The organism is Streptomyces luteosporeus (genome assembly GCF_039532865.1).
GTDB classification, from domain to species: domain Bacteria; phylum Actinomycetota; class Actinomycetes; order Streptomycetales; family Streptomycetaceae; genus Streptomyces; species Streptomyces luteosporeus.
Genome location: NZ_BAAASL010000026.1, coordinates 53,985 through 70,103, shown reverse-complemented (window position 1 = coordinate 70,103; position 16,119 = coordinate 53,985). Strand labels below are relative to the sequence as shown.

Below are 16,119 nucleotides of genomic sequence, written 5' to 3'. Positions count from 1 at the left end.
CAGTATTTGGCCGTGGAGGTCATCCCGTCCGCGAACCCCAATCGCCCCGCGCCGCTGCCGTACCCGCGCGGCTGGTTCTGCCTGGCGTCGAGCAAGGAGCTGAAGGCGGGGACGGTGGCGACGCGGCGGCTGGCCGGCGAGGACGTGGTGCTGTACCGGACGCGGGGCGGGCGGGTGCGGGCGACGCGCCCGTACTGCCCGCACCTGGGGGCGCACCTGGGGTTCGGGGGGAGGGTGGACGGGGAGTACCTGGTCTGCCCGTTCCACGGGTTCGCGTACGGGCCGGACGGCACGTGCCGGCGCAGGCCGGGCGGCGGTGAGCCGCCGGACGCGGCGCGGCTGTCGCTGCTGCCGGTGCGCGAGGCGAACGGCATGGTGTACGTCTGGTACGACGAGCGGGGCGCGGAGCCGGACTGGCACCCGCCGGAGCTGCCGGAACCGGGCTATTACAGCGTGCCGGGGCAGCGGCTGCTGCTGGCGGACACGCATCCGCAGGAGGTGGCGGAGAACATCTCCGACTACGGCCACATGGGGCCGGTGCACGGGTTCGCGGAGACGCAGGTGCTGGTGTCGGCGCGGACGGAGGGCCCGGTGCGCAGCGTACGGCTGCGAGCGCTGCGGAACCTGCCGGTGGTCGGGCGGGTACCGGTGGAGTACACGGTGCGGCAGTTCGGGCTGGGGCTGGTGCTGGCGGAGGTGGAGATCGCGCCGCTGGGCCTGTCGATGCGGATGTGGGTGAACCCGACGCCGGTGGGGGCGTGGCGGACGCAGTTCCGGGTGTTCGTGTGCAGCGCGGTGACCCTGCCGTGGGAGCCGCCGGCGGCGATGGCGGCGTGGCTGGCGACGCGGTGCGGGGTGGCGTGGCTGGCGAAGGACGTACGGCGGGACGTCGAGATCTGGCACCGCAAGCGGTACCTGGCGGAGCCGTGCCTCACGCCCGAGGACGGACCGGTGGGGGAGCTGCGGCGGTGGGCGCGGCAGTTCTACCCGCGGGGGGCGTGAGCCGGGCGTCAGAGGTCGATCAGGCTGCGCAGATCGACCTCGATGGGGAAGGGGACGTCGGTCTTGAGCATGCCGGTGTGGCGGGCTGCCTCGCGATAGCGTCCGGTTGACGGGTCGAGGTGGTGCTCGTGGACCTCAGGGACGGCATCCTTGCCTCGTTCCACCTGCCAGAAGAGGCCGATGCCCGCTTCGGCGAAGAGCCCCGGCCGGAGATGGCGGTCAGTCGCGTGGGACCGGGGGGAGTAGACCTCGACCACGAGTGCCACCGTCGCGAGCGGCGTGGCGACGAGGGTGTCGATGTCGAGATCCCGGCGGTCGAACACCACGAGGTCCGGTGAGACCGCCGTGCGGTTGTTGATCTCCGTCCACCGGTTCATGTCGACCGTGTAGGGGCGGCGCAGCGCCGTCCTCACAGCGACGTACAACTCATCGCGCACGTGGTTGTGCCACCAGGAGGTGTCACCGTAGGTCACGATCCTGCCGTCGATCAGTTCCCAATCGGTGTCGTAGGGCAGGCACAGCTCCTCCACTTGATCGACTGTCCAGCCGTCGATCGGCGGGTACATCCAGTTGGCCCGAGTGGCCCGCTGCAGCTGCTCCATGAGCGGGATGGTGCAGGGAGGCGGCGGCGCAGGTGTGCGAATTCTGCGAAGAGCTACCCGCAAGGGTGATCGGTATTCGACTTGCACCTCACGTCACGTGAGGACGCATCGTGGAGCGCGCCAGAGAAAGAAGGAGCGCGGACGTGAGCTATTCCGTGGGACAGGTCGCCGATTTCGCCGGTGTCACCGTGCGGACGCTGCACCACTACGACGAGATCGGGCTGCTCGTACCGTCAGGCCGGAGCCATGCCGGGCACCGGCGGTACGAGGACGCCGATCTCGACCGGCTGCAGCAGATCCTGTTCTACCGGGAGCTCGGGTTCTCGCTCGACGAGGTGGCGGCGCTGCTGGACGACCCGGACGCCGATCCGATGGCGCACCTGCGCCGGCAGCACGAACTGCTGCAGGGACGGATCGACCGGTTGCAGCAGATGGCCGCCGCCGTGGAGCACGCCATGGAGGCGCGAAAGATGGGAATCAACCTCACGCCGGAGGAGAAGTTCGAGGTCTTCGGGGACTTCGACCCGGACCAGTACAAGGACGAGGTCCAGGAGCGCTGGGGCGACACCGACGCGTACCGGCAGTCGCAGGAGCGCACGGCGAAGTACACGAAGGAGGACTGGCTGCGCATCCAGGCCGCGGCCGACGACCTCAACCGGCGCATCGCCGAGCTGATGGCCTCGGGCGCGGCGGCCGACTCGGAGGCGGCGATGGACCTCGCCGAGGAGCACCGGCAGCAGATCGCGCAGTTCTACTACGACTGCTCGTACGAGATGCACGCGTGCCTGGGGGAGATGTACGTGGCGGACGAGCGGTTCACCGCCACGTACGAGGCGATCCGGCCGGGCATGGCGGCCTACCTGAAGGGCGCGATCACCGCGAACGCGGCGCGCCACGCCGCCTAGGGCCTGTCCGGCGGATCTTCGCCATGCGGCACCACGGTGCCCCGTAAGGGGCGCGGGGCGGTGTCGATCTGCGGCTGCCGCCGCGCGGGCGCGACAGGCCACGACGCGCCCTGCAGGCGGACTGCCGTGCGGTGCCCGGTCACCACCGGTGGCGCGTCGGCTGCGGGCCGTCGGTGGCTGATCGCGCAGTTCCCCGCGCCCCTACGGGGCGCTCAGCGCGTGCCCGTGAGGCTGTGCTGGCCGGAGCAGCTTCGCGTCGTCCTTATGCGTGCGGGGAGACCACGACCGCCGTGCCGTAGGCGCAGACCTCCGTGCCGACGTCCGCCGCCTCGGTGACGTCGAAGCGGAACATGAGCACGGCGTTGGCCCCCCGCGCGCGGGCCTGCTCGACGAGGCGTTCCATGGCCTGGTTGCGGGTCTCGACGAGGGTCTTGGTCAGGCCCCGCAGCTCGCCGCCGATCAGCGACTTCAGGCCGGCGCCGATCTGGCTGCCGATGTGGCGGGAGCGGACGGTCAGCCCGAAGACCTCGCCGATGACCTTGTCGACGCGGTAGCCGGGGATGTCGTTGGTCGTGACCACGAGGACATCGGGGTTCTCCGCCTGGCCGCCGCCGTACTCGTCGATGCCCATGTGAGCCACCTCTTCCGTCTGTATGTGCAGTTTTGCTGTCTGCTGTCCGTGACGCACGCCGGAGCGGTGGGGTTGCGCCGTACGGTGGAACCCGGGGGGTGGCGGTCCGCGTTGGTACCTTTGAGCCGCACGGCCGTACTTTCGTACTTTCGCCTCTCGCCTCCGCCTCCTCTTCTCTCCTCCACCCAGGAGCTCACCCCGTGACCCCGATCACCCTCGCGCTCGGCCCACAGTGGCTGGACTCGGATTACTTGATCGGCCAATTCGGCATCTTCGGTGTCCTGGCCATCGTCTTCGCCGAGTCCGGCCTGCTCATCGGCTTCTTCCTGCCCGGCGACTCGCTGCTGTTCACGACGGGGCTCCTGGTCACGACGGGCAAGCTGCACTACCCGCTGTGGGCCGTGTGCGTCATGGTCTGGCTGGCGGCGGTGCTGGGCGACCAGGCGGGCTACCTGTTCGGGCGGAAGGTGGGCCCGTCGCTGTTCCGGCGGCCCGACTCGAAGCTGTTCAAGCAGGAGAACGTCGAGAAGGCGCACGACTTCTTCGAGAAGTACGGACCGAAGTCGCTGGTCCTGGCGCGTTTCGTGCCCATCGTGCGCACCTTCACGCCGATCATCGCCGGCGTGAGCCGGATGAACTACCGCTCCTTCCTGATCTTCAACATGATCGGCGGCGCGCTGTGGGGTGCCGGCGTGACGCTGCTGGGGGCGGCGCTGGGGAACGTGGAGTTCGTCCACAAGAACATCGAGGCGATGCTCGTCGCGATCGTGCTGGTGTCGGTGGTGCCGATCGCGATCGAGTTCCTGCGGGCGCGGAGCAAGGCGAAGAAGGCGGCGGCGGAGGAGCCGGCCCGGGAGCCGGAGCCCGTGCCGGTGCGGGTGCCGGCGCCTGCGTCGTACGAGCCGATGCCGGCCGCGGCCCCGGCCGCGGTGCCGGCGCCCGCTCCCGCTCCCGCTCCCGGGATGGAGGCCCCGGGCGGGTACGACTACCAGTACCAGGGTGGCTACCAGCAGCAGCCCGCTTACGGGTACCAGCAGCCCGGGTACCCGCAGCAGGCCGGCGGTTACGAGCAGCAGGGTGGCGGCTACCAGCAGGCCGGCGATTACCAGGGCGGCGGCACGTACGGGAACGGCACGTACGGGAACGGCGCGTATGGGAACGGCGCGTATGGGAACGGCGCGTACGGCTACGAGAACGGTGGCTACCAGAACAACGGTGGCTACCAGGACTACCAGCAGTACCCGCAGCAGCCCCAGCAGCCCCAGCAGCAGCGCGACCCCCACGACGACTGGCCCCACGACGGGCACGGGCGGCACGCCCGCTACTGAGCCGGGCTGATCCAGCCGATTTGCGACGAATGAGGGGCCCCTGCGGGGCCCCTCATTCCGTTTATGGGCCCCCGGTGCGCAGCCGTTCCGGCCGCCGTGCATGCTGGCGGTAACAGGAGTGCCTGACGAGGAGCACGTGGAGCACGTGGTGGCTGATCGGCAGCGCGGCGGCGACGCTTCCGACCCGGAAGACCGCAAGCCGCAGTCCGACGAGGCGCACAGCGCCTTCACCCCGCCCTTGGGCGTGCCGCTGCCCCCGCCGCCGGAGGACGAGCACCCGACGTCGGAGTTCGCCCTGCCGAACGGGGTGGCGGAGCCCGAGGCCGAGCCGGAGGAACGTTCCGCCTTCGCCCCGCCCGGCGGGCGCGGCGTACCGATCGGCGTGCACGGGCCGCCCGCACACCCCGCCTTCACCCCGCCGTACGGCATGCCCCTGATCAGCCTGACCAAGGAAACCCCCTGGCAGGACCGCATGCGCACGATGCTGCGCATGCCGATCGCCGAGCGCCCGGTGCCCGAGCGGATGGAGAAGCAGGAAGAGGAACCGGCCCTGCCGGTGCCCCGCATCCTCGACCTGACGCTGCGCATCGGCGAACTGCTGCTCGCCGGCGGCGAGGGGGCCGAGGACGTCGAGGCGGCGATGTTCGGCGTCGCCCACGCGTACGGGCTGGCGCGCTGTGAGCCGACGGTGACGTTCACGCTGCTGTCCGTCAGCTACCAGCCGTCGCTGGTCGAGGACCCGGTCACCGCCAGCCGTACGGTACGGCGGCGCGGTACGGACTACACGCGGCTGTCGGCGGTCTTCCGGCTCGTCCACGACATCACCACCCAGGGGCTGACCCTGGAGGAGGCGTACCGGCGGCTCGCCGAGATACGGCGCAACCGCCACCCGTACCCCAGCTGGGCGCTGACGGCCGCGGCCGGCCTGCTGGCGGGCGGGGCGTCCCTGCTCGTCGGGGGCGGGATCGTGGTGTTCCTCGCGGCGGCCGCCGGAGCCATGCTCGGCGACCGGCTGGCGTGGCTTGCGTCGGGGCGCGGGCTGCCGGAGTTCTACCAGTTCGTGGCGGCGGCCATGCCGCCGGCGGCGATGGGCGTGGCGCTGAGCGCCGGCCAGCAGTACGTGCACGTCCAGGCATCGGCGGTGATCACGGGTGGGCTGTTCGCGCTGCTGCCCGGACGGGCACTCGTGGCGGGCGTCCAGGACGGCCTGACCGGCTTCTACATCACCGCTGCCGCGCGCCTGCTCGAAGTCGTCTACCTGGTCGTCGGCATCGTCTGCGGCGTACTCGTCGTGCTCTACGGCGGTGTCCACATCGGCGGCGGCACGCTCAACCCGGAAGCGGTCCTGCAACGCCAGGAACGGCCCGTCATCCAGATCGTGGCGGCGATGGTGCTGGTCGCAGCCTTCGCGGTGCTGCTGCAGCAGGAACGCCACACGGTGCTCGCGGCCACCCTGAACGGGGCCGTGGCCTGGACCGTCTACGGCGCGCTCGCCGACACGGCCGGACTCGACCCGGTGCCGGCCACCGCCATCGCGGCGGGACTGGTGGGCCTGTTCGGGCAGCTGATGTCGCGGTACTGGTACACGTCCGCGCTGCCGTACGTGACGGCGGCGATCGGGCCGCTGCTGCCGGGCAGCGCGATGTACTTCGCGCTGCTGAACTTCGCGAAGAACGAGCTCAACACGGGCATTGCGAGCCTGACGAAGGCGGCGGCGCTGGCGCTGGCGATCGCGATCGGCGTGAACCTCGGAAGCGAGATGGCGCGCCTCTTCCTGAAGGTCCCGGGCGAAGGGGCCCTCCGCCGCGCGGCGAAGCGCACCCGCGGCTTCTAGGGCCCGGGGCTCCGCCCCGTAAGGGGCGCGGGGCAGTGTCGATCTGCGGCTGCCGCCGCGTGGGCGCGATCGGCCACCGACGGCCCGCAGCCGATGCACCGCCCCGGAATCTGCGGGCGCGTCGTGGCTTGTCGCGCAGTTCCCCGCGCCCCTACGGGGCGCCCGTCACGGCGTGCGGGGCAGGGGGCCCATGGGGGCACCCCTACCCGCAAAACGACCCCGCAGGGGTCAGTGGTGGGCGCCGCCCGCCGCCTCGAGGCGCTTGTAGGACGCCTCGATCTCCGCCTCGGCCTCCGCGCGACCGACCCAGTCCGCACCCTCGACGGACTTGCCGGGCTCCAGGTCCTTGTAGACCTCGAAGAAGTGCTGGATCTCCAGGCGGTCGAACTCCGACACGTGGTGGATGTCGCGCAGGTGCTCCATGCGCGGGTCGTTCGCCGGCACGCACAGCAGCTTGTCGTCGCCGCCGGCCTCGTCCGTCATGCGGAACATGCCGATGGCGCGGCACTTGATGAGGCAGCCCGGGAAGGTGGGCTCGTCCAGGATGACCATGGCGTCCAGCGGGTCGCCGTCCTCGCCGAGGGTGTTCTCGACGAAGCCGTAGTCGGCCGGGTAGCTGGTGGAGGTGAACAGGCGGCGGTCCAGACGGATGCGACCGGTCTCGTGGTCCACCTCGTACTTGTTCCGCGAACCCTTCGGGATCTCGATGGTGACGTCGAACTCCACGGGTGGCTCCTTCATGATCAACACATACGTCTGGTGATTAAGTGTCCCCCACGCAGGTGTGTGGTGGCGAAAGGGGCTGGTCCGTGGTGCCGGAGGCCGGGCGCTGGCAGGTCGGGCGGTGGCGTGGGGCATGGCGTGACGCCCCTGTGACGCGGCGCCGGACCGTGCGGTTCGTCGCCGCGTCGGCCGTCGCCGGCCTGGCGCTCGGGACCGGTGCGGCGGCCGTGGCCGGGCCCTGGGACGGAGGTCAGCGTACGGCCGAACGGGCCCGTGCGGAGCACGTCCGGGCAGGTGTCGGGGGTGGCGCGCGTCACGCCGGGCCGCAGGCGGCGCCCGTACCGCCGGTACTGGGCGCCCTGCGCGCAGGTCGCGGTGAACCGGCGGGGCTCGCGGCGGCCCTGGAGCCGCTCCTGCAGGACCCGGCACTCGGTTCCGCCGGGCGGGCGGCGGCGGTGGTCGACGCGTTGACGGGCGAAAAGCTGTACGGCTCCGGGGAGCGCGACGCGTACACCCCCGCCTCCACGATCAAGCTCGCCACGGCCGCCGCCGCACTGGCCGCGCTCGGCCCCGAGCACCGCATCGCGACGACGGTGCTCGGCGGCGGCCCGGACGGCGGCATCGTGCTCGTCGGCGGCGGAGACCCCACCCTGACCGCCCGGCCGGAACCCGGCGGCTTCGCGAGTCTGGCCGAACTCGCCGACGCGACGGCGGGCGCGCTCAAGGCGCACGGCACCGAGCGGGTCCGGCTGGCGTACGACGCCTCGCGGTACGCGGGGCCCGCTCTGCACGTGATCGGGCCGAACGAGAACCTCGCGCCGGTCAGCGCCCTGATGGTCGACGAGGGCCGCCTCGACGACTCCGACCGCGGCCCCGCCGACCGTACGGCGGACCCGGCGGGCGACGCGGCGCGCAAGTTCGCGGCGATGCTGCGGGAGCGGGGCGTCGAGGTCGACGGCGACATCGCGGAAGGCCGGGCCCAGGCGGGCGCGCCGCGGCTGGCCTCCGTCTCCTCCGCACCGCTGTCGGCCCTGGTGGAACGGGCCCTCACCAACAGCGACAACGACATCGCCGAGGCCCTGGCCCGGCAGACGGCGGTCGCCGGCGGCGAGGAGGCCAGCTTCGCCGGCGCGGCACGGGCCGTGACGGACCGGCTGACGAAGCTGGGCCTGCCGATGGACGGCGTCCACATCGCGGACGGCAGCGGCCTCGACCGCGCGGACCGCGCGACCGCGGACTTCCTGGCGCGCCTGCTGGTACGCGCCGCCGACCCCGGCCGCCCCGGCCTGCGACCGGTCCTCACGGGCCTGCCGGTGGCGGGCTTCACCGGCACCCTGCGGGAGCGGTACGCGGCGGGAACGGGTGGGCGCGGGCTCGTACGGGCCAAAACGGGCACGCTGACGGGCGTGAACACGCTGGCCGGCACGGTGGTGACGCCGTCGGGCCGCCTGCTGGCGTTCGCGTTCCTGGCGTCGGGCACGACGGATGCCGATGCGGCGCAGAAGGCCCTGGACCGCCTGGCGACGACGCTGGCCGCGACCGCGGGCTGAGCAGGCGGGGCGGGTGCGGCCCGGTGGCCGGTTTGTGCCCACCCGTTCCGCCCTGCGGAACGCCTGCCCACAAACCGGCGCGGCGGTCCGGGGTCCGGGGCGGAGCCCCGGGGAGCGGGGAGGGGCGGGATTGGGGAAAGACCACCGCCCCAACCACCGTGCGGCGCACGTACCGTGAAAGGCATGACAAGCGGCAACGGCAACGCACCGGAAATGGTCGACTGGAAGCTCGCAGCCGCGACCGCGGCCCGCCTCGTCCGCCCCGGACCGGAGGTCACCCGTGACGAGGCCCGTGACATCGTCGCCGAGCTCCGGCGGCACGCGACCGCGGCGGAGGAGCACGTCCGCGGGTTCACCCGGATGGTGGCGGCGTCCGACACCCCCGTCCCCGTCCTCGTCGTGGACCGTCCCGGCTGGATCCGCGCCAACGTCGCCGGGTTCCGCGCGCTGCTGACGCCGCTCCTGGACAAGATGTCGGACCGGCGCAGCAGCCTGCCCGGCGGCGCCGTCCTGGGCACGGTGGGCGGCAAGGTGACCGGCGTGGAGCTGGGGATGCTGCTGTCGTTCCTGGCCTCGCGCGTGCTGGGCCAGTACGAGACGTTCGCGCCCGGCAGCGAGGACCTCCCCGGCGGTGCCGGCAATGGCGGCCGTCTCCTCCTCGTCGCGCCGAACATCGTCCAGGTCGAGCGCGAGCTGGAGGTGGATCCGCACGACTTCCGCCTGTGGGTGTGCCTGCACGAGGAGACGCACCGGACGCAGTTCGCGGCGGTGCCGTGGCTGCGGGATCACATCGAGGGCGAGATCCGGACGTTCCTGAGCGAGACGGACGTCGATCCGGCGACGCTGCTGGAGCGGGTGCGGGAGGCGGCGCAGTCGCTGGCGGGGGGCCGGCCGCCGGAGGGGGAGGGGCGCAGCATCGTGGAGCTGGTGCAGACTCCGGCGCAGCGGGAGGTGCTGGCCCGGTTGACGGCGGTGATGTCGCTGTTGGAGGGGCACGCGGACTACGTGATGGACGGTGTGGGCCCGCAGGTGGTGCCGTCGGTCGCGGAGATCCGGGAGAAGTTCCAGAAGCGGCGGGCCAGTGGGGCCGGCCGGCTGGACGCGGCGCTGCGCAAATTGCTGGGCCTGGACGCCAAACTGCGGCAGTACCGTGATGGGGAGCGGTTCGTACGGGCCGTGGTGGACGAGGTCGGCATGGACGGGTTCAACAGGGTCTGGACGTCGCCGAACACGCTGCCGACGAAGGCCGAGATCGCCAAACCGGCGGACTGGGTCGCACGGGTGCACGGCACGACGGCCGGGTGAGCCGGTCACGCCCCGTGGTCGCGGGCCGTACCGGAAGAACGCTCCCGTAATCACCCGTCCGAGGGACCGTAAGGCAAGGGTGGGCGTGCGATGCTCGGGTAAAGGCTCGTCTCTGTCACCATCGACGTACGCAGCGTGACGGAAGGCAGCGGAAGTCTCGCGATACTTCCCTCGGGCACCCCCTCCGAATGGAACGATTGGACACACGGACATGGGTCCACACCCCGCGGTCGCGGCGATACGCCTGGCGGTTCGCCGCGTCCTCCACGACGTCCTGACCATGCCCCCCGACTCCTCCCGGAAGTCCCCCGCACAGGACGGCCGCCCCCCGCTCGTCCTGTGCGCGTGCTCCGGCGGCGCCGACTCCATGGCGCTCGCCTCCGCGCTCGCCTTCGAGGCTCCCCGGCTGGGCCTGCGGGCCGGCGGGGTGACCGTGGACCACGGTCTCCAGCCGGGTTCCGACCTGCGGGCCGCCGAGGTCGCCAGCCGCCTGCGGGCCCTCGGTCTCGATCCGGTGGAGGCCGTGCAGGTCGACGTGGGCCGGGACGGCGGTCCCGAGGCCGCCGCCCGCGACGCCCGTTACGCCGCGCTGGACGCCGTCGCCGAGCGGCACGGTGCCACCGCGGTCCTCCTCGGCCACACCCGCGACGACCAGGCCGAGACGGTGCTGCTGGGCCTCGCCCGCGGCTCCGGCATCCGTTCGCTGTCCGGGATGGCCATCACCTCCGGCACCGGCGGCCGCTACCGCAGGCCGTTCCTCGGCCTGGACCGGCAGACCGCCCGCAAGGCGTGCATGGTCCAGGCGCTCCCCGTCTGGGACGACCCCCACAACGCCGACCCCGCCTACACCCGCTCCCGGGTGCGGCACGAGGCCCTGCCCGTCCTGGAGAAGGCGCTCGGCAAGGGCGTCGTGGAGGCCCTCGCCCGTACCGCCCAGCTCTCCCGGGACGACGCCGACGCCCTGGACTCCTGGGCCGCCGCGGTCGAGCCCTCCGTCCGGGACGACGCGGGCGACCTGGAGGTCGCCAAGCTCTACGCCCTGCCCGTCGCCGTGCGCCGCCGCGTGCTGCGCCGCGCGGCCATCGCCGCGGGTTCGCCGGCGGGTTCGCTCTTCGCCCGTCACCTGGAGGAAGTCGACCGGCTGATCACCGGTTGGCGCGGTCAGGGGGCGATCAACCTGCCCGGGCGCGTGGCCGTTCGCAGGCAGGGTGGCAGACTGGTGCTCCGGCAGGGCTGACGCGAGCGGGGCGATCGACGCGCCGCCGGGCCGGACGAGTCGTACGAGCGAGAGTGGCGCGGGTGGACGTGAAGGACATGGGCACCGATCTGAAGTCGGTGCTCATCACCAAGGAAGAGATCGACGCGAAGCTGGCCGAGCTGGCCGCGCTCATCGACGAGGAGTACGCGGGCAAGGACCTGCTCCTCGTCGGCGTCCTCAAGGGTGCCGTGATGGTCATGGCGGACCTGGCGCGGGCGCTGTCGAACCCCGTCACCATGGACTGGATGGCCGTGTCCTCCTACGGCGCGGGCACCCAGTCCTCGGGCGTGGTGCGCATCCTCAAGGATCTCGACACCGACATCAAGGGCAAGCACGTCCTGATCGTCGAGGACATCATCGACTCGGGCCTGACCCTGTCGTGGCTGCTGTCGAACCTCGGCTCGCGCGAGCCGGAGTCGCTCAATGTCGTGACGCTGCTGCGCAAGCCGGAGGCGGCGAAGGTCGCGATCGACGTGAAGTGGGTCGGCTTCGACATCCCGAACGAGTTCGTCGTCGGTTATGGTCTCGACTTCGCGGAGAAATACCGCAACCTGCCCTTCGTGGGCACGCTCGCGCCGCACGTCTACGGCGGCTAGAGCGGTTCGCGGGCCCTGGTGGGGCCCGGTGCAGTCGTGTGTTCCGGCGCGCGGGAACCCTTCGCGGTTTCCCGCCGTTGGAGCAGGGGAAGGCGGGTTTGTTGACCGTCCGCGGCGTCATCGGGTGACAATGCTGGGGTACCGTCCGAAGGTCAGTCTTTTTTCAAGCTTTCAAGGTCGAGCAGGACACCGCACGCACAGCACCTCGTTCCGGGGTGACCGTGCCTCACTGTGGCAGGAGGGACGGGGCGCTCGCGCCCCGTATGGATGGACGTGAAGCGCTACTTCCGTGGGCCGGTCATGTGGATCGTGCTGGCCGTCCTCGCCGTGGTCGTGTTGATGCAGGTCGTCGGCTCGTCCGGCGGCTACAAGTCGGTGGACACCAGCCAGGTCGTACACGCGATCGACAAGAACCAGGTGAAGTCGGCCGAGCTGACGACCGGCGACGAGAACAAGATCAAGGTCGAGCTCAAGAGCGGCGTCAAGATCAAGGGCTCGAGCAAGGTCCAGGCCAACTACATCGGCGACCAGGGCGTGGAGATCTCCAAGGATCTGCAGGCCAAGGCCGACGACGACGACTCGAGCACGCTGCCCGAGGGTTACAACGTCTCGACCTCCAAGCAGAACCCCTTCATCGGCGTCCTGCTCTCGCTGCTGCCCTTCGTTCTGATCGTCGTGGTCTTCCTGTTCCTGATGAACCAGATGCAGGGCGGCGGCTCCCGGGTGATGAACTTCGGGAAGTCCAAGGCCAAGCTGATCACCAAGGACACCCCGAAGACCACCTTCGCCGACGTGGCCGGTGCCGACGAGGCCGTCGAGGAGCTCCACGAGATCAAGGAGTTCCTGCAGGAGCCCGCGAAGTTCCAGGCCGTGGGCGCCAAGATCCCCAAGGGCGTGCTGCTGTACGGCCCGCCCGGTACGGGCAAGACGCTGCTCGCGCGCGCCGTCGCCGGCGAGGCGGGCGTGCCCTTCTACTCGATCTCCGGCTCCGACTTCGTCGAGATGTTCGTCGGTGTGGGCGCCTCCCGCGTCCGCGACCTGTTCGAGCAGGCCAAGGCCAACGCCCCGGCCATCGTCTTCGTCGACGAGATCGACGCCGTCGGCCGGCACCGCGGCGCGGGCCTCGGCGGCGGCCACGACGAGCGCGAGCAGACGCTGAACCAGCTGCTCGTCGAGATGGACGGCTTCGACGTCAAGGGCGGTGTCATCCTGATCGCGGCCACCAACCGGCCCGACATCCTCGACCCCGCGCTGCTGCGCCCCGGCCGCTTCGACCGGCAGATCGCCGTCGACCGCCCGGACATGCAGGGCCGCCTGGAGATCCTCAAGGTCCACCAGAAGGGCAAGCCGGTCGCCCCGGACGTCGACCTCTCGGCCGTCGCCCGCCGCACGCCCGGCTTCACCGGTGCCGATCTGTCCAACGTGCTGAACGAGGCCGCCCTGCTGACGGCCCGCAGCGACCGCAAGCTGATCGACAACCACATGCTGGACGAGGCGATCGACCGCGTCGTGGCCGGCCCGCAGAAGCGGACCCGGATCATGAGCGACAAGGAGAAGAAGATCACCGCGTACCACGAGGGCGGTCACGCCCTGGTCGCGGCGGCCTCCCCGAACTCCGACCCGGTCCACAAGATCACGATCCTGTCCCGCGGCCGGGCCCTGGGCTACACCATGGTCCTGCCCGACGAGGACAAGTACTCGACCACGCGCAACGAGATGCTCGACCAGCTGGCCTACATGCTGGGCGGCCGCGCGGCCGAGGAGCTCGTCTTCCACGACCCCACCACGGGCGCCGCGAACGACATCGAGAAGGCCACCGCCACGGCCCGCGCGATGGTCACCCAGTACGGCATGACCGAGCGCCTCGGTGCGATCAAGTTCGGCTCCGACAACTCCGAGCCCTTCCTGGGCCGCGAGATGGCCCACCAGCGCGACTACTCCGAAGAGGTCGCGGCCCTGGTGGACGAAGAGGTCAAGAAGCTGATCGAGAACGCCCACAACGAGGCGTGGGAGATCCTCGTCGAGAACCGCGACATCCTCGACAACCTCGTGCTGGCGCTCCTGGAGAAGGAGACGCTCAACAAGGAGGAGATCGCCGAGATCTTCAAGCACGTGGTCAAGCGCCCGCCGCGCCCGGCCTGGACCGGCTCCTCGCGGCGTACGCCCTCCACGCGCCCGCCGGTGCTCTCCCCCAAGGAGCTCGCCCCCAGCAACAACGGCGCCGCCTCGGTGGACACCGTCGAGCTGTCGAAGGACAGCCCGGCCACCCCGGAGAGCTGACCGATAGCAGACCGGCCGGGCGGTATGGGCCCGGAATGGATGCCGCGTCACCCAGGTTTTAGCCTTGGGGGCGCGGCATCGCGCTTTTCGGCGCCGGCGCCGCCCCTTGCTGGGCCCGCACGGCGGCGCGACGGACGAGAGAACGAGGCAAGCCCATGACCGACCCGGTGACGCTGGACGCCGAGGGCACCATCGGAGAATTCGACGAGAAGCGGGCCGAGAACGCGGTCCGCGAACTGCTGCTCGCGGTGGGTGAGGACCCCGACCGCGAGGGCCTCCGAGAAACCCCGGCGCGAGTGGCACGGGCGTACCGCGAGATATTCGCCGGCCTGTGGCAGAAGCCGGAGGACGTGCTCACCACGACCTTCGACCTGGGCCACGACGAGATGGTGCTCGTCCGCGACATCGAGGTCTACAGCACCTGCGAGCACCACCTGGTGCCCTTCCACGGCGTCGCCCATGTGGGCTACATCCCGTCCACGACCGGCAAGATCACCGGCCTGTCGAAGCTGGCCCGCCTGGTGGACGTCTACGCCCGCCGGCCGCAGGTGCAGGAGCGGCTGACCACGCAGATCGCCGACTCCCTGATGGAGATCCTGGAGCCGCGCGGCGTGGTCGTGGTCATCGAGTGCGAGCACATGTGCATGTCGATGCGCGGCATCCGCAAGCCCGGCGCCAAGACCCTCACCTCCGCGGTCCGCGGCCAGCTCCGCGACCCCGCAACGCGCGCGGAGGCGATGAGCCTCATCATGGCCCGCTAAAACAAAAGGGGCCCGCCAAAAGGCGGGCCCCGAAGGGGGCGCCCCGAAGGGGCGCGGGGAACTGCGCGATCAGCCACGAACGACCCGCAGCCGGCCGACGGCAGTCCCCCGTACCCCGGGAGCCCCCGTACCGCGGGAGCCGTCAGAAAATCCGCTACGCGGAAAGCCGGCTGCCCATCCACTTCAGCGTGGGGTTCAGCTCACGCCGCCACGTGTTGAAGTTGTGCCCACCGCTGTCGAGGATGATCGACGAGACCCGGGTCGGGGACTTCGAGGCCATGTCGATGAACTTCAGGGTGTCCTTGTAGTTGTGCTCGCCCTTCTTGCTGCTGGTCACCAGCAGCGAGACCGGCGGGAGCGGCTTGTTCTTCAGCCGCCACAGCAGGTCGTTCTCGTTCTCCACCTGCTTGCTGCCGCCGAAGAGGGAGCCGGTGGTCGGGTCCTGCGGGGCCTTGAAGTAGCCGGAGAGGGAGGCGGCGGCGCTGTAGGAGTCCGGGTGGCGCATCGCGATCTTCAGCGCGCAGTAGCCGCCGGTGGAGTCGCCGATCATGCCCCAGTTCGCGGCCTTGGTGCCGACGCGGTACTGCTCGGAGATGGCCTTGCGCAGGTCCTTGGCGAAGAAGGTCTCGGTCTGGGGACCGCCGGGTATGTCCATGCATTCGGTGTCGCGCGGCGGGGCGACGGTGGGCCGCATCATCACGAGGATGGTGGGCTGCATCTTCTTCTCTTTGGCGAGCTTGTGCGCGCGCACCGGGTAGTCAAGGCCCTTGATGAGCGCCTCGGCGGTGCCCGGGTAGCCGGTCAGGGCGACCGATGCCGGAAAGGTCTTGTTCGCGTACTGCGGCTGGAAGTACTCCGGCGGCAGGTAGACGTACGCCGGGCTGCTGATCTTGGATTCCATGCCGACGACGTTGATCTTCTCGATCTTGCCGCCGACGCGCGGCACGTTGCCCCGCGGGACCTTGACCGCCTGGGCGCCGACCACCTGGACGCGCTTGGCGCCCATGCTGTGGTCGACGACCACGCCCTCGTCCTTGACCTGGCCGAAGAGGTCGGCCCACGAGCCGTAGAAGCCGAAGGACTGGTTCGCCCACAGTCCGATCGCGGCGAACAGGGAGAGCTGCGTGGCCAGCATCATGCCCACGCGGGCGGCCACGGCGCCCACGCTCTTCCTGCCCAGCCGGGGCCAGAGCCAAATGGTCAACGCGAAGAGCACTACCGCAGCCGCGATGGCAAGCAGCAGTACTGCCATGCTGGTGAGACCCATGAGGTGCTTTCTGCCGTGCGACCCGGCGCCGAGTCGCGGAATGGTTACTTCTTTCCGGGCTCGGCCCCCCGCGGAAC

The 16,119-nt window shown here is 71.0% G+C and carries 14 protein-coding genes; 10 read left to right on the top strand and 4 right to left on the bottom strand.

What is annotated here, in order from left to right; genetic code table 11:
* Window positions 1-12: 12 nt before the first annotated feature.
* Entirely contained in the window at window positions 13-1,002 is a 990-nt protein-coding gene (locus tag ABD361_RS27175) for an aromatic ring-hydroxylating oxygenase subunit alpha (protein WP_344438999.1), read from the top strand.
* 8 nt (window positions 1,003-1,010) lie between these two features.
* Here ABD361_RS27175 and ABD361_RS27170 read toward each other — a convergent pair whose 3' ends face one another.
* Window positions 1,011-1,604 (bottom strand): Uma2 family endonuclease, encoded by a 594-nt coding sequence (locus tag ABD361_RS27170; protein WP_344438997.1) that lies wholly within the window; start codon window positions 1,602-1,604, stop codon window positions 1,011-1,013.
* A gap of 143 nt (window positions 1,605-1,747) precedes the next feature.
* Here ABD361_RS27170 and ABD361_RS27165 point away from each other — a divergent pair, with 143 nt between their 5' ends.
* Window positions 1,748-2,509 (top strand): MerR family transcriptional regulator, encoded by a 762-nt coding sequence (locus tag ABD361_RS27165; protein WP_344438995.1) that lies wholly within the window; start codon window positions 1,748-1,750, stop codon window positions 2,507-2,509.
* 262 nt (window positions 2,510-2,771) lie between these two features.
* Here ABD361_RS27165 and ABD361_RS27160 read toward each other — a convergent pair whose 3' ends face one another.
* Window positions 2,772-3,140 (bottom strand): YbjQ family protein, encoded by a 369-nt coding sequence (locus tag ABD361_RS27160; protein WP_344438993.1) that lies wholly within the window; start codon window positions 3,138-3,140, stop codon window positions 2,772-2,774.
* 209 nt (window positions 3,141-3,349) lie between these two features.
* Between ABD361_RS27160 and ABD361_RS27155 the strand changes: the two genes are divergently transcribed.
* Both ABD361_RS27155 and ABD361_RS27150 read left to right on the top strand, forming a co-directional pair.
* A complete protein-coding gene (locus ABD361_RS27155; protein WP_344439089.1) occupies window positions 3,350-4,468 on the top strand; it encodes a DedA family protein in 1,119 nt (372 codons plus the stop codon).
* A 145-nt stretch (window positions 4,469-4,613) separates the two neighbouring features.
* Entirely contained in the window at window positions 4,614-6,302 is a 1,689-nt protein-coding gene (locus ABD361_RS27150; RefSeq protein WP_425583334.1) for a threonine/serine exporter family protein, read from the top strand.
* A gap of 228 nt (window positions 6,303-6,530) precedes the next feature.
* Here ABD361_RS27150 and ABD361_RS27145 read toward each other — a convergent pair whose 3' ends face one another.
* Window positions 6,531-7,028 (bottom strand): inorganic diphosphatase, encoded by a 498-nt coding sequence (locus ABD361_RS27145; RefSeq protein WP_344439087.1) that lies wholly within the window; start codon window positions 7,026-7,028, stop codon window positions 6,531-6,533.
* A 146-nt stretch (window positions 7,029-7,174) separates the two neighbouring features.
* On the opposite strand from ABD361_RS27145, the gene dacB reads away from it, so the two are divergent.
* The 6 genes from dacB to folE all read left to right on the top strand — a co-directional run bounded on the left by dacB (window position 7,175) and on the right by folE (window position 14,775).
* Window positions 7,175-8,575 carry a D-alanyl-D-alanine carboxypeptidase/D-alanyl-D-alanine endopeptidase gene (gene dacB / locus ABD361_RS27140; RefSeq protein ID WP_344438989.1) on the top strand — a complete coding sequence of 467 codons (1,401 nt, stop codon included), beginning with the start codon at window positions 7,175-7,177 and terminating at the stop codon, window positions 8,573-8,575.
* Between the two features lie 213 nt (window positions 8,576-8,788).
* Window positions 8,789-9,880: a zinc-dependent metalloprotease gene (locus ABD361_RS27135; protein ID WP_344439085.1), complete on the top strand. Its 1,092-nt coding sequence runs from the start codon at window positions 8,789-8,791 to the stop codon at window positions 9,878-9,880.
* 211 nt (window positions 9,881-10,091) lie between these two features.
* The gene (gene tilS, locus ABD361_RS27130; RefSeq protein WP_344438987.1) at window positions 10,092-11,117 is read left to right on the top strand and encodes a tRNA lysidine(34) synthetase TilS; all 1,026 of its coding nucleotides are present in this window, start codon (window positions 10,092-10,094) and stop codon (window positions 11,115-11,117) included.
* A gap of 77 nt (window positions 11,118-11,194) precedes the next feature.
* Entirely contained in the window at window positions 11,195-11,734 is a 540-nt protein-coding gene (gene hpt / locus ABD361_RS27125) for a hypoxanthine phosphoribosyltransferase (protein WP_344439083.1), read from the top strand.
* 267 nt (window positions 11,735-12,001) lie between these two features.
* Window positions 12,002-14,014, top strand: a complete 2,013-nt coding sequence (gene ftsH / locus ABD361_RS27120; protein ID WP_344438984.1) for an ATP-dependent zinc metalloprotease FtsH — start codon at window positions 12,002-12,004, stop codon at window positions 14,012-14,014.
* 155 nt (window positions 14,015-14,169) lie between these two features.
* A complete protein-coding gene (folE, locus tag ABD361_RS27115) occupies window positions 14,170-14,775 on the top strand; it encodes a GTP cyclohydrolase I FolE (protein ID WP_344438982.1) in 606 nt (201 codons plus the stop codon).
* A 154-nt stretch (window positions 14,776-14,929) separates the two neighbouring features.
* Here the strand turns inward: folE and ABD361_RS27110 are convergent, their stop codons facing one another.
* Complete coding sequence (locus tag ABD361_RS27110; RefSeq protein ID WP_344438980.1) at window positions 14,930-16,042, bottom strand: alpha/beta hydrolase; 1,113 nt, start codon at window positions 16,040-16,042, stop codon at window positions 14,930-14,932.
* Between the last annotated feature and the right edge of the window lie 77 nt (window positions 16,043-16,119).